This is a genomic window from Aedoeadaptatus coli, from assembly GCF_900343085.1.
Lineage (GTDB): Bacteria > Bacillota > Clostridia > Tissierellales > Peptoniphilaceae > Aedoeadaptatus > Aedoeadaptatus coli.
Genome location: NZ_OPYI01000006.1, coordinates 47,248 through 60,508, shown reverse-complemented (window position 1 = coordinate 60,508; position 13,261 = coordinate 47,248). Strand labels below are relative to the sequence as shown.

10 protein-coding genes and 1 tRNA gene are annotated in these 13,261 nt (G+C 54.6%); 10 read left to right on the top strand and 1 reads right to left on the bottom strand.

Features of this window, described 5'->3' with window-relative positions:
- Window positions 1-10: 10 nt before the first annotated feature.
- The 10 genes from DG046_RS04255 to DG046_RS04210 all read left to right on the top strand — a co-directional run bounded on the left by DG046_RS04255 (window position 11) and on the right by DG046_RS04210 (window position 11,945).
- Window positions 11-1,120 carry a cysteine desulfurase family protein gene (locus DG046_RS04255; protein WP_108831316.1) on the top strand — a complete coding sequence of 370 codons (1,110 nt, stop codon included), beginning with the start codon at window positions 11-13 and terminating at the stop codon, window positions 1,118-1,120.
- On the top strand, window positions 1,117-2,193 hold the full coding sequence (mnmA, locus tag DG046_RS04250) for a tRNA 2-thiouridine(34) synthase MnmA (RefSeq protein WP_108831315.1): 1,077 nt from the start codon (window positions 1,117-1,119) through the stop codon (window positions 2,191-2,193). The genes DG046_RS04255 and mnmA overlap by 4 nt, the downstream gene beginning before the upstream one ends.
- Window positions 2,194-2,202: 9 nt before the next feature.
- Complete coding sequence (locus DG046_RS04245) at window positions 2,203-2,658, top strand: MaoC/PaaZ C-terminal domain-containing protein (protein WP_108831314.1); 456 nt, start codon at window positions 2,203-2,205, stop codon at window positions 2,656-2,658.
- 206 nt (window positions 2,659-2,864) lie between these two features.
- On the top strand, window positions 2,865-4,193 hold the full coding sequence (gene brnQ / locus DG046_RS04240) for a branched-chain amino acid transport system II carrier protein (protein WP_108831313.1): 1,329 nt from the start codon (window positions 2,865-2,867) through the stop codon (window positions 4,191-4,193).
- A gap of 429 nt (window positions 4,194-4,622) precedes the next feature.
- Entirely contained in the window at window positions 4,623-5,948 is a 1,326-nt protein-coding gene (gene brnQ / locus DG046_RS04235) for a branched-chain amino acid transport system II carrier protein (protein WP_108831312.1), read from the top strand.
- A gap of 231 nt (window positions 5,949-6,179) precedes the next feature.
- The gene (gene nhaC / locus DG046_RS04230) at window positions 6,180-7,604 is read left to right on the top strand and encodes a Na+/H+ antiporter NhaC (protein WP_108831311.1); all 1,425 of its coding nucleotides are present in this window, start codon (window positions 6,180-6,182) and stop codon (window positions 7,602-7,604) included.
- Window positions 7,605-7,607: 3 nt separating this feature from the next.
- The gene (locus DG046_RS04225; protein WP_108831310.1) at window positions 7,608-8,141 is read left to right on the top strand and encodes a glycoside hydrolase family 73 protein; all 534 of its coding nucleotides are present in this window, start codon (window positions 7,608-7,610) and stop codon (window positions 8,139-8,141) included.
- Between the two features lie 161 nt (window positions 8,142-8,302).
- Window positions 8,303-10,429, top strand: a complete 2,127-nt coding sequence (locus DG046_RS04220; protein ID WP_108831309.1) for an adenosylcobalamin-dependent ribonucleoside-diphosphate reductase — start codon at window positions 8,303-8,305, stop codon at window positions 10,427-10,429.
- A gap of 214 nt (window positions 10,430-10,643) precedes the next feature.
- On the top strand, window positions 10,644-11,780 hold the full coding sequence (locus DG046_RS04215) for a peptidoglycan DD-metalloendopeptidase family protein (protein ID WP_108831308.1): 1,137 nt from the start codon (window positions 10,644-10,646) through the stop codon (window positions 11,778-11,780).
- Window positions 11,781-11,856: 76 nt separating this feature from the next.
- Window positions 11,857-11,945, top strand: a tRNA-Ser gene (locus tag DG046_RS04210).
- 81 nt (window positions 11,946-12,026) lie between these two features.
- Here DG046_RS04210 and DG046_RS04205 read toward each other — a convergent pair.
- Window positions 12,027-13,175 (bottom strand): hypothetical protein, encoded by a 1,149-nt coding sequence (locus tag DG046_RS04205; RefSeq protein WP_108831307.1) that lies wholly within the window; start codon window positions 13,173-13,175, stop codon window positions 12,027-12,029.
- Window positions 13,176-13,261: the final 86 nt, after the last annotated feature.

Below are 13,261 nucleotides of genomic sequence, written 5' to 3'. Positions count from 1 at the left end.
AAGGAGATCCATGATTTACTTCGACCACGCGGCCACCTGTCCCATGAGCAAAAAAGCCATCGACACCATGACCGCCCTTTTAAAAGAAGGCTACGGCAATCCCTCCAGCCAACACCGCTTGGGCCGGGAGGCGAAAAACGCCTTGGAAGGCGCCCGCCTGGACGTGGCGGAGCTCTTCGGCCTTTCCATGAAAAACGTCCTCTTTACGGGATCCGGCACGGAAGCCGACAACATCGCCATCATGAGCGCCTACAAAAACAGAAAACAGAGCCCGGGCCACATGATTACCACGGCCATCGAGCACGAAGCCGTGTTGAAATGCGCCGAAGCCCTGGAAAAAGAGGGCGTGGAAGTGACTTATATCGCCCCGAATAAAGACGGCGTGGTCCATGCCGAGGATGTCCTCGCCGCCGTGAGAGAAGACACCTTTTTGGTCAGCGTCATGGCCGTAAACAACGAAGTGGGTTCCCTCCAGCCACTGGATAAGATCAAAGAAGGCCTTCCCGAGGACGTGCACTTTCACGTGGACGCCGTGCAGGCGGCGGGCCACCGCCCGGCGGAGACCTACGCCTTCGCCGACACCGTGGCCATGAGCGGCCACAAATTTTACGGGCCCAAGGGCGTGGGGATCCTCTTAACGCGAAAAGAACTGGAGCCCGTCATCTACGGCGGCGGTCAGGAGCGGGGCATCCGAAGCGGCACGGAAAATGTGCCGGGCATTTGCGCCATGGTGGCGGCATTAAAAGAAGCGGAAGCACAACGGGAAGAAGAGGCCGAGCGCGTCGGCCGCCTGACAAGCCGTTTGCGTGAAGGCCTCGCCGAAATCGACGGCGTCACCCTCACCGTCCCTATCGCCGACGGCCGCATCACCCACGCCATGGTGGATGGCATCTCCCGAGACGTGCTCTTGTATCAGCTGGACCGCCGGGGCTTCGCCCTCTCCGGGGGAAGCGCCTGCCAGGCCGGCGCCGCCACAAAGAGCCACGTCCTCGAGGCCATGGGCGTGGATCAAACCGGCCGCGCCCCCATGCGCCTGTCCTTGGGGCGAGAAAACACCCCGGACGAAGTGGAAGCTTTTTTAAACGCATTAAGAGAAATAATAGAAGGGAAGAGATCGTGAGTCGCATACTCGTCGCAATGTCCGGAGGCGTAGATTCCTCCGTGGCCGCCTATTTACTGAAAAAAGCCGGGCACGAATGCATCGGCGTAACCATGAAACTGTACGAAAACGACACGGTGGCCCACACCGGCCACACCTGTTGCTCCCTTGACGACATCGACGACGCCCGCATGGTCGCCGCGAAGCTCGGCATGGATTACTTCGTCTACGATTTTTCCGAACGCTTCGAAGAAGAAGTCATCGACAAATTCGTCGCCTATTACGAAAAGGGTTGGACCCCCAATCCCTGTATCGACTGCAATCGCTACTTAAAATTCGAAGACCTTTACACCCGGGCGAAGGAGCTGGACTGCGACTACATCGCCACGGGCCACTACGCCCGCATCCAATACGACGAGAATCTGAAGCGCTACGCCCTCTTAAAGGGCCCGGACGAAAAGAAGGATCAGTCCTACGTCCTTTACAGCCTGAGCCAGGAGCAATTGGCCCACACACTTTTCCCCCTCGGGGAATTGGAAAAGAGCGAAGTGCGTAAAATCGCCGAAGAGGCGGGGCTGGTCAACGCCAAAAAACACGACTCCCAGGACATCTGCTTCGTCCCCGACGGGGATTACAAGGCCTTCTTGGAGCGGAGGGAAAACAAAACCTACGCCGAAGGCGACATTGTGGATGAAGAAGGCCGCGTTCTCGGCCGCCACAAGGGCGCCGTGGGCTACACCATCGGCCAGCGAAAGGGCCTGGGCGTAGCGGCGGGCCATCCGGTCTACGTCCTGGACAAAGACATGGAGAAAAATCAAGTCGTCGTGGGAAACAAAGAGCATCTGAAAAAGAGAGAGCTGGATGCCGTGGACTTTCAGTGGCTTAGCTATCCCGAAACCGACGAGCTGAAAGTCACCGCCCGCACCCGCTACCACGGCGCGGAGACCTCCGCCACCTTAATCGACAAGAAAAACGGAGACATTACCCTGATCTTCGACGAGCCCCACGGCGCCATCGCCAAGGGCCAGGCCGTGGTCTGTTACGACGGGGACAAAGTCGTGGGCGGCGGCACCATCGTCGATTCCCGCGGATAAGGAGGAAAAATGTATTTAGAAGATTACGTGGAAGGGCTCACCTTTCAACTGGATCCCTTCGCCTTGACTGAAAAAGAAATCATCGACTACGCGCGGGCCTACGACGACCGGCCCTTTCACACGGATCCGGAGGCGGCGAAAGGCAGTCGCTTCGGCGGAATCATCGCATCGGGCCTTCACAGCTTCAGCGCCACTTGGGGCCGCTGGGTCGCCACGGGATTGGACGGAGGCGGCGTCGTCGCCGGCATCGGCATGGATCACCTGCGCTGGGTCAATCCCATCTATCCCAATGTGGATCTTTATACCAGCGTCGTCGTGGACAAAATCGAAATCAAAAGCGGCGGCGACTACGGCGTCGTCCACGTGAACGCCTTCACCCGAGACGAAGCGGGCACGCTTTTATTGGAACACGACGCCATCATCCTCGTGGCGTCGCGCCATGCTAAAGTAAAAAAGGGAAATTAACACCACGAAATTCAATATACAATATAAACACAACTCCATTCAATCCGCTCGAAGAAAATATTTTATAATTTTGACGTAAAATATGAAATCATTTTCCTAAATAAAGGTTTTCATAAATAAATCATTCTAATTCGTCACGAATGTAGCGATCGCGTTCAATATTCTGTATAATGAATGACGTATAGAACTATTGAAGGAGTGACTAAATGAAAAGCAGTAAAACAAAAGACGTCATGGTCGTTGGCTTCGCGCTGTTCGCTATCTTTTTCGGCGCGGGCAACTTAATCTTTCCGCCTTACTTAGGATTCCAGGCAGGTGACTCGTGGACATCGGTTATGCTGGGCTTCCTTTTAGCGGACCCGGTTATCCCCATTATTACCTTAGTCGTCACCATTTTTGCCGGCGGTAAAGCCGTGGACTTGGGCCGACGGGTCAATTACCCCTTCGCTCTGATCTTAGCCGTTGCGGCCATGATCAGTCTGGGTCCGGTCTTCGCCATCCCGAGAACCGCCGCCACCACCCACGAAGTCGGTATTCTTCCCTTCTTCTCGGGCGCACCGATTTGGGTTACATCCGGCATCTTCTTTGCCATTACCTTGGCCCTGTCTATTAAGGAAACGGGCGTTATCGACATTATCGGTAATTACATTACGCCGGTTCTCTTACTTTTCTTAGGCATTATTATCGCAAAAGCCATTATCACCCCCATCGGGCCCATTCTTCCCGCGGAAGGTACCGGCTACTTTACCCAAGGGATTAAAGAAGGTTATCAAACCATGGACGCCATGGTATCCCTTCTCTGTACCGCCATCGTAACCGGCGACTTGATTCGAAAAGGCTACGGCGACGCGCCGAAGGAAGAAAAACAAAAGATGATCGTTCAGGTTTGTGTCTTGGCAATGGTGCTCTTAATCATCATCTACGGCGGCCTCACCTACGTCGGCGCCCAAGGCGGCACCCACTTCGCACCCGATGCAACCCGCGTCGAAATCCTCGTCGGCAGCGTCGGCCTGCTCTTAGGCAAATGGGGTCAAGCGGCATTGGCTGTGGCAGTCAGCTTGGCCTGCCTCACCACCTCCGTCGGTTTAACCTCGGCATGCGGAAACTTCTTTAACTCCGTTACCAACGGCAAGTGGAAATACGAATACGTCGTCTGCGTATCCGTCCTCGTCAGCTTCACCTTCTCCCTCGTCGGCGTCGAAGGCATTATCGGCTTGGCTGGTCCGGTTCTGGACATCGTCTATCCCGCCATTATCGCCATGTCCTTCATTATGATCTTTGATCGTAAATTGCCCTACGACGGCACCATTATCGGCATGGCCGTGGGAACCCTCCTTACCGCTGCCATTACCACGATCTTTAACATGACCGGTTCCTTCGAAGGCGCCGCCAACATTATCGATCAAATGCCCTTAGCGGAATTCGGCTTCAGCTGGTTCGTACCCGGCATCATCGGCGCCTTAATCGGCACGGTTTGCGGCAAAATGGGCATGGGCAAGAAACGCTCGGATCACGACATAAAGCCCGCCTTCTAAAATAATAAGATAGCAAAATGCGTACTTCGGTGCGCATTTTTTTATTGCCGAAGCGGGGATTTAATAGCCGGGGATAAAAAAAGAGATCGACGAAAAAGCAAAGATGCCTCGGAAGAAAGGCCGCGAAAAATTTTGCATCGCCGGGTAAAAAAAGAGCCCGAGGCAATCGTTTTTATTATTTTCGCGGCGGGCAAAGTTAAAGGAAAAGAAAAAAAGCATCTCGTTTTCGGCGAAAGATCGACACAGAAATAACGAATAAAGCAAATATTGAGGTGAAAACCCAAGCGTATACAAATATATAGTACACAGACGACAAAATAGGCACAGTTTTCGTTAATTGAAAAATTTACTTCAAAAAGGTATGTGATTTAGATATAATGTTACACAAAGGTAGAACGAACCTTAGAATTTTATAAAGGAGATGAGTTTATGAACAAAAGAACCCAAGATATCTTTGTCAGCGGTCTTGCCCTGTTCGCTATTTTCTTCGGCGCAGGTAACTTGATCTTCCCGCCTTACTTAGGTGTTACCACCGGTGACGGTTGGTTTGCTACCATGTGCGGCTTCCTTTTAGCCGACCCGGTCATTCCCATTCTAACCGTTTTCATAACAGCCTTTGCAGGCGGCCGTGCCGTTGACTTAGGTAAACGGGTCAGCCCCGGTTTTGCGAAGCTGTTATCCCTCGTTGCTATTATCTGTATCGGTCCTGCTTTCGCAATTCCCAGAACCGCAGCTACGACCCACGAAGTCGGCGTTATGCCGTTCTTCCCGAACGCACCCGCCTTCATTACGTCCATCATATTCTTTGCTATTACCTTCGCTCTCGCTTATAAAGAAAGCGGCGTCGTCGATATTATCGGTAAATACATAACGCCGGCATTATTGATCTTCCTCGTTCTCATTATTGCTAAAGCGATTATTACGCCCGTCGGAGCCATTGTTCCCGTCGAACACGACGGCGGCTTCTTCGTCAGCGGTTTCTATGAAGGGTATCAAACCTTAGACGCCCTGGCAGCTCCCTTATTCACCGGTATCGTCGTCGCCGACTTGATTCGAAAAGGCTATGGCGAAGTCAGTGAAAAGGAACGCCGTTCCTTCATTATGATGGTCGGCTTGGTCTGCTTCGTCGCCTTGGCCGTCGTCTACGGTGGTCTCACCTACTTAGGCGCACAAGGCAGCAGCATGTTTACCGGAGACGACTCCCGCGTCGAAATTTTGGTCAGCTTAGTCGGTATGCTCTTCGGTAACTTCGGTAAGGTCGCATTGGGTCTCGCCGTCGCACTGGCATGCCTCACAACCTCCGTCGGCTTAACCTCCGCTGCAGGGAACTTCTTCGAAGACATCAGTAACGGCAAGATCAAATACGGCGTTACCGTTATCGTCGTTACGGTCATCAGTTTTGCACTCTCCTTAATCGGCGTCGATGCCATCATCGCTTTGGCAGGCCCCGTGCTTACCATCGTTTACCCGATTATCATCGCCTTGGTATTCTACATGATGTTTGAAAAACGCGTTCGCTACGACATGGCCTACATCGTCATGGTCGCAGGCGTTCTTGTCGTCGCTATCATCGAAACCGTCGGCGAAAAGATTGGCCTGGGCGGCATGGCTGCTTCCATCCAAAATTTACCCTTAGGTCAATTCGGCTTTACCTGGTTCGTTCCTTCCCTCGTTTGCTTTGCCATCGGCTACCTCATCGGCAAGATGGGCGTCGGCAAAACCATCGACGATCACCCGGATACGGGAGGCTTCTAAAATACCTTTTAAAAAGAGTCCGCTTCGGCGGGCTTTTTTTATGGGGAAATTTTGCTGCCGAGGGAAGGGATGCAGAAAATATATTTTTATTCCGGAAATTAGTCGGATCTTAGAGTTCGTCGGCCTCTGTGGGCTCATTTTCGTGGCGCGTGGCGGCGTTTTATATTATAATGTCCTCATATATTCTTACTTACTAATGCAGGAAAGTATTCCACGAGGAGGATTGTAGCGATGAAAGCGACGAATGCGCCGAGAAAGGCGAAGCTGTGGGAGGCCCTGACGGTCTTTTTCGGCCTCGTCTTAATTATGTGCGTGAGCATTTTAAAATTTGAGATCGAACCCCACATTCCCATGTTTATCGGCGTGATCTTTGCCGCTTTAATGGCCATGCGGATCGGCTATTCATGGGACAGCATCGAAAAGGCCATGGTGCGGGGGATTTCTCAGGCCCTGCCTTCGGTGATGATTTTAATCACCATCGGGATTCTGGTGGGCATTTGGATCGCCACCGGCGTGGTGCCCTCCATGATCTACTACGGCCTGGGGATTTTAAAGCCGTCGATTTTTCTCGTGGCGGCCTGCTTGATCTGCTCCATTACCTCCCTGGCCACGGGGAGCAGCTGGGGCACGGCGGCCACCATGGGGATCGCCCTTATGGGCATCGCTCAGGGCCTGAACATTCCGGCCCCCGTCACCGCCGGCGCCATTTTGTCCGGCGCCTACTTCGGCGACAAGATGAGCCCCTTATCGGACACGACGAATCTGGCCCCGGCCATGAGCGGCACCGATGTCTTTACCCACGTGAAGGCCATGATCAAGCCCACGATGATTACTTATGTACTTACCTTGGCGATCTTCGCCTTCTTAACGACCCGTTACAGCGGCTCGGCCGGCGGGGCGGACACTTCGGGCATCGTGGCCCTTCAGGAGGGATTGAAGAGCACCTTTGTCATCAGCCCCCTGCTCCTCTTGCCCCCCATCGTGGTCATCGTCACCATCGCCTTTAAGCTGCCGGCCCTTCCCGGCATCGTCCTGGGGATCGTGGTGGCCACCTTTATCGGCCCGATGATTCAGCCCACCGTGGGCATGAAAGAAATATTGGGAAGCGGCATGAACGGCTATCTGTCTCAAACGGGCATCGAGAGTTTGGACAAGCTTTTAACCGCCGGCGGCCTCATGAACATGATGCAGTCCGTGTCCCTGACCCTAATCGCCATGATGTTCGGCGGCATCGCCGAGGAGACGGGGCAAATGGAAGTCATCGTCAAGACCGTGGTGCAGGGCATTCGCTCCGTCACGGGCCTCGTGACCGCCACGCTGTTTACCTGCCTCCTGTCCAATATGACCATGCCGGAGCAATACATTTCCCTGGTGGTGCCCGGCCGCATGTTTGCGCCGGAATACCGCCGGCGGGGACTGCACCCGAAAATGCTCTCCTCCACTCTGGAGGCCTCGGGGACGGTGACCAGCTGCCTCGTGCCCTGGAATACCTGCGGTGTGTACATGAAAGGCGTGCTCCACGTCTCTCCCATGGCCTATTTGCCCTTTGCCGTGTTTAACTACCTGATGCCCGTGGTGGTCATCGCCATGACGGCCCTGGGACGAAACACCTTCTATATTAAGGACGATCCCGACACGGTCATCGAGGTGGAATAAATCGTGAAGAAGAGAAAACGGAAACTCTTTCTCGCGGTCTTCCTCTTGGCGCTTTTCTTTATGCGGCCCCGCTACGAGCCGAATCGGGAGAGCGTCCACAGTCGGGAGGATTTTTTCTCGGCCTACGCGCCCCTGGCTCAGGAAGTGGGGAAGAAATACGATCTCTATCCCTCGGTGATTTTGGCCCAGGCGGCGGTGGAGTCGAATTTCGGCGAAAGCGAACTGTCCAAGGAATACAACAATTACTTCGGCATCAAGGGAAAGGGCGTGGTGCTTCCCACCATTGAAATGGAAGGGGAGCAGAAGATGGCCGTGGAAGACGGCTTTCGCACCTACGACTCCGCCCGGGAGAGCTTTTACGACTACGGCAAGCTCATCGCCAAGGCCGCCCGGTACGAGCCGGTGCGGCAAGCGGAAAGCGCCGAGGCCTACGCCATGGCCCTTCACCCGGCGGGTTACAGCACCAATCCCCGCTACGGCGACATTCTGATCGAGGTTATGACTGTCTACAATTTAAAAAGCTACGACGAAAATTAAGGCGCTTCGGCGTCTTTTTTATTTGCTCGAAAAGCGTCTTGAAAATCCCGCGGCCATAGCGTAGTATAAATAGCATATACTACATTTAGAGGTAAGATAGAAACAGACAGAACTTAACCACAATATGTTGATAGTTTGTGGATAAATCAGAGGAGGACAGGATGAAGGTAAGGAAACGAAACAAGAATGTGGTGGAATTCGACGCAGAGAAAATCGTCGTCGCCGTAAAAAAAGCCATGGCGGAAACGGAGGGGGGCGTGGACGAAGACGCGGCCCGGGCCGTGGCGAAGGAAGTGACGGAAAAATGCACCGGCGAAGAGGTCGTGGACATCGAGACCATACAAGACGCCGTGGAGCTTTCCCTTATGGCGAAGGATCCCGTGGCGGCGAAGAAATACATCCTCTACCGCCAAGAGCGCACGCGCCTCAGGGAACACGGCTGGGACATGACGGATCTGCAGCGGGACATTTACGAGAAGAAGTACCGCTTCGATTCGGAAAGCTTCGAAGGTTTTTTGGAACGGGTATCAGGCGGCAATTCCGCCATTAAAAAGGCCATCGCCAACAAGGAATTTATGCCGGCGGGACGGATTTTGGCCGGCCGCGGCCTGGACGCCTACGGAAAAAAGATCACCCTTTCCAATTGCTACGTCATGCCCCAGGTGGAAGACAATATCGAATCCATCTACGACACGGCCAAGTGGATGGCCCGCACGTACAGCTACGGCGGCGGCGTGGGCCTCACCTTAAACAAACTGCGCCCGAAAGGAGCCAGAGTCAATAACGCCGCCTCCTCCACCACGGGAGCCGTGAGCTTTATGGATCTCTACTCCCTCACCACGGGCCTTATCGGCATGCGGGGCCGCCGCGGCGCCCTCATGCTCAATATGGACGCCTCTCACCCGGACATTATCGACTTCATCAATGTGAAGAAGGATCTGGACAAGGTGACCAGCGCCAATATTTCCGTGAACTGCGGCGACGATTTCTTCAAGGCCTACAAAGAAGATGCGCCCTTTACCCTGACCTTCGACGTGGAAGCCACCGGGGAAAAAATCCGTCGGGAAGTCAGTGCCCGGGACATGATGCGCAATTTGGCCTACAACAATTGGGACATGGCCGAGCCGGGGATTCTCTTTAAAGACCGGATCAATTCCTGGCACATTATGAGCGAAGACGACACCTTCGAATACGCCGGCGTGAATCCCTGCGCGGAAGAGCCCTTGCCCGCCTTCGGCTCCTGCAATCTCTCCAGCATCAATTTAGGGGAATTCGTCAAATACCCCTTCAGCAAATTCGCCCGCTTCGAATTCGAATCCTTCGGCCGACTGGTGCGGGAAGGCGTCATCTATTTAAACGACGTGCTGGACGAAAACATGGCCCTGCACCCCTTAAAAGAGCAGCGGGAACTTTCCCGGGATCTGCGCCAAATCGGCCTGGGCATTATGGGCGTCGCCGACATGTTCATTAAAATGGGCATTAAATACGGCTCCTCGGAATCCCTAAACCTCATCAACCAAATCGGCCGCGTCCTCGTGAACGAAGCCCTGCGTCAGTCGGCCCTCTTGGCAAAAGAAGCCGGCCCCTTCCCCCGCTACCGAAAAGACAAGGTGCTGGCCAGTGAATTTATTCGCTCCAATGCCGACGACGACGTCTTGGCCTTAATCGAAGAGTACGGTCTGAGAAATTCCCAGCTCCTCACCATCGCCCCCACGGGCTCCATCTCCACCTTAATCGGCTGCAGCAACGGCGTGGAGCCCATCTTCCAAATCAGCTACGTGAGAAAATCCGAATCCCTCCACACGGAAGACACCTACTACACGGTGTACACGGAGATCATTCGCAAGCTCATGGAAGCACAGGGCCTTTCGAGGGAAGAAGATTTGCCCGATTACGTCATCACCACGTCCAATTTAAACTATCGGGACCGGATCAATGTGCAGGCCACCTGGCAGCAATTTATCGACGCCTCCATCTCCTCCACGGTGAACGTGCCCAATGAATTTACCGTGGAAGAAGTGGAAGACCTTTACGTCTACGCCTGGGAGCGGGGCCTGAAGGGCATTACCATTTATCGGGACGGCTGCGCCAGAAGCGGCATTTTGATTACGAACGACAAAAAAGACGGCGCCGACCGCATCAAAGAACTCCAAGACGAATTGAATCGGGAGATCGCCAAGCAGATGACGGAAAACCCGGACACCTGCCCCATGTGCGGCGGCACCATGAACCACAGCGGCGGCTGCGCCGAGTGCCAAGACTGCGGCTACAGCCCCTGCGCCATTTAAAATAGAAGAACTTAAGAGCGAAAAGCGAAGGCGAAATCCTTCGCTTTTTTGTGTGCTCGTGTTTCTTGTCATGAAACTGTCATCTTTTTGTAGTCTTTAGGCAATAGACGCGAGGGCATTCTCTGTTATAATAAGGCTCGTGCTCAAAAAGAGTTACAAAAAAGTAACGAATGAAGCTGCGAGGCTTCAAATCAATAGAGAAAGCGAGACATTCATGAACAAGATCAGACGAACAATCAATTTAGGCGCCCTGGCGGCAGTCATGGCGGCAGGCATGGTACATAGCCCGGTATTCGCAGCAGCGGCGCCGGCAGCCCCCGCCCCCGTCGCCGCGGAAGCGCAAAAGGCCGCGGAGGCCGTCAGCGTCACCGTGGGCGATGCGGTCTTCTACTTAAAGAACTCCGCCGATTACGACGCCCTTATGGCGAAACTGCAAAACCACTTTAAGGCTGAAGGCGCCACCGTGCGCCGCATGGATATCGAGCCTGAAATCAAGGCCCAAGCCGCAAAGACCGAGGAAAAGATCCTCACCGTGGACGAAGCCTTCAAGATGCTCTTAACCGGCGGCCGGGAAGAAGCGGTCTATGTGGCCGAGGAGACGGAATCCTTGGAATCCGTGGCCAAGAAATTCAATATGACCGTGGATGAAATCAAGGCATTAAACGCCAATTGGGAAGATCCCCTACACAAGGGATCGAAAATCAACGTCTTAAAGCCCGCACCCATGGTTACCGTCACCCTAGAGCAGGAAAAGAAGGCCCAATCGGCGGTCGCCTTTAAGACCGTGGAAAAAGAAGATCCCAATCAAGTGAAGAGCGTGCGTAAAGTCGTTAAGGCGGGCAAGGCCGGCACCATGGAGACCACTACCTGCGTGGAATCTGAAAACGGCAAGGTCACATCTTCCGTCACCGAAGCGAGCTGCCTGGTTCAGGAACCCGTGGATGAAATCGTCGCCGTGGGGACGAAAGAAGGCTTGGCCACGGGCAGCTTTATGACCCCCACCGTGGGCCGCCTCTCCTCGCCCTTCGGACCCCGCTGGGGCCGCTTCCACTACGGCATCGACCTGGCCAATGCCACGGGCACCAATGTCGTGGCCGCAGACGGCGGCGTCGTGACCCGGGCGTGCATGGCGGGAAGCTACGGCAATCTCATCATTATCGACCATCAAAACGGCACCTCCACCCGCTACGCCCATTTAAGCGCGTTTAATGTCAAGGCGGGCGACGTGGTGCAAAAAGGCCAGTCCATCGGGAAAATCGGCTCCACCGGCCGCTCCACCGGCCCCCACCTGCACTTCGAAGTGCGCGTCGGCGGCGTGGCGAAAAATCCCCTGGAGTTCATAAAACTGTAAAACAAAGCATATTGAAAAACGACCTTTTAAAACAGGGGCAAATCCTGTATAATGGTTTCGTTAAGTCAATATGCGGGGAGCGGTATCGAAGTGGTCATAACGGGGCTGACTCGAAATCAGTTTGCCTTCACGGGCACGTGGGTTCGAATCCCACCCGCTCCGCCAAATGAAAGACGGGATGCGTAGGGCATCCCGTTTTTTTGTGCACAGAACAAATAAAAGCACCCGCGTGGGTGCTTTTGTCGTTTATTTATTAAAAGGAAGCTTGTCGTAGAGATTTTTCGCGCCGCAGGCGGCTTCGGCGCCGAGCTTGTTCAGCCCCGGGCCCATGTCGTCCCAGGCCCATGTGGCGGGGATTTTTCTGAATTTATAGTCGGCGATCATTTTCATCAGGCCCATGTGGCCGGTCTTCAGGTAACCCGCCACGCCGGCCATGTCCCGCCAGCCGTCTCTAAAGTGGCAATTCGTGTCCGATTGAAAGAAAATCTTCGGCACCGCGTCGCCTGTGCTGTCTAAATAATAGAGGTAGGGGGTTTCGAAGCCCAGGTGGGTGAAGAGCTCCGTCTCGGGAGAGAAGCAGGCCTCCGCGCCGGTGATGTAGACCTTTCGGCTAAATTCGTCGCGCTTGAAGGTGGCGTGGAAGATGCCGCGAAAGCCCGCGGCCTTTAGGCGGGGATGGACGAGGCCGATGAGCTCGGGGATCCATTTCTGCTTCACATAGGTGGCCTCGCCGACAAATTCCGGGTATTGGCGCAGCACCTGCGTGGTGACGAAGCCGGAAAGTTCGCCGGCGCCTGCGTAGTAGAGGGAGGCGGCGTAATTGTCCGAGGCCTCGCCGGGCACGTAGCGCTCGGCGTAGAAATCCTCCGCCTCGATTTTTTCGAGAGCTCGGGAGAAGGCGGCGGCGCTCGGGATGTATTGAATCGGCGCCTCCTTTTTTCCGTCCCGGGATTTGATCAAACAGGGAAAGCCCAAGGTCGTGGCGATTTCCAGGGTGAGGTCATCTTTGCTGCCTGTAAGATCTCTTTGAGGCGGCATCAGATCCCGAAAGAGATCCGTCATGGCCCCGGAGGCGAGAGCTTCGGCGGAAGGCGCCGGGAAGCGGAAGTGGGCTTTCAGCACGGAAAAGTGCTCGGCCACAAAATCCGCATAGGCCGGCGTCGTGGGAAAAAGCACGGGCTTGTTCTCCGAGAGGGCGAGAAGGCTCTCTAAAAGAGCGGCCTCGCCCGCATCGGGCAGAAGGACGCTGTCTTTTGCGTAGCGACTGATGCCGTAGGGCGAGGGGGTCGCATCCAGGGTGGCGACTGAAATGCCGCGGCGGCCTAAATTTCTCAATATGGCTAAGGCGGTGGGGTTGTGCCCGTCGAGGACGAGGGCGGTAGCTTCTAAGGTCATAATGCCTCCTTTATCTTCCTATTATCATACCGCATCGGCCGGATTTTGGCGCAGAAGAATGAAAAAATAAAATCTCTCCCGGATTT

Excerpts from the sequence above, each read along its gene's own strand:
- brnQ (WP_108831312.1), top strand. The coding sequence starts at position 4,623 with ATGAACAAAAGAACCCAAGATATCTTTGTCAGCGGTCTTGCCCTGTTC.
- DG046_RS04220 (WP_108831309.1), top strand. The coding sequence starts at position 8,303 with ATGAAGGTAAGGAAACGAAACAAGAATGTGGTGGAATTCGACGCAGAG.
- nhaC (WP_108831311.1), top strand. The coding sequence starts at position 6,180 with ATGAAAGCGACGAATGCGCCGAGAAAGGCGAAGCTGTGGGAGGCCCTG.
- DG046_RS04215 (WP_108831308.1), top strand. The coding sequence starts at position 10,644 with ATGAACAAGATCAGACGAACAATCAATTTAGGCGCCCTGGCGGCAGTC.
- DG046_RS04255 (WP_108831316.1), top strand. The coding sequence starts at position 11 with ATGATTTACTTCGACCACGCGGCCACCTGTCCCATGAGCAAAAAAGCC.
- DG046_RS04205 (WP_108831307.1), bottom strand. The coding sequence starts at position 13,175 with ATGACCTTAGAAGCTACCGCCCTCGTCCTCGACGGGCACAACCCCACC.
- DG046_RS04245 (WP_108831314.1), top strand. The coding sequence starts at position 2,203 with ATGTATTTAGAAGATTACGTGGAAGGGCTCACCTTTCAACTGGATCCC.
- brnQ (WP_108831313.1), top strand. The coding sequence starts at position 2,865 with ATGAAAAGCAGTAAAACAAAAGACGTCATGGTCGTTGGCTTCGCGCTG.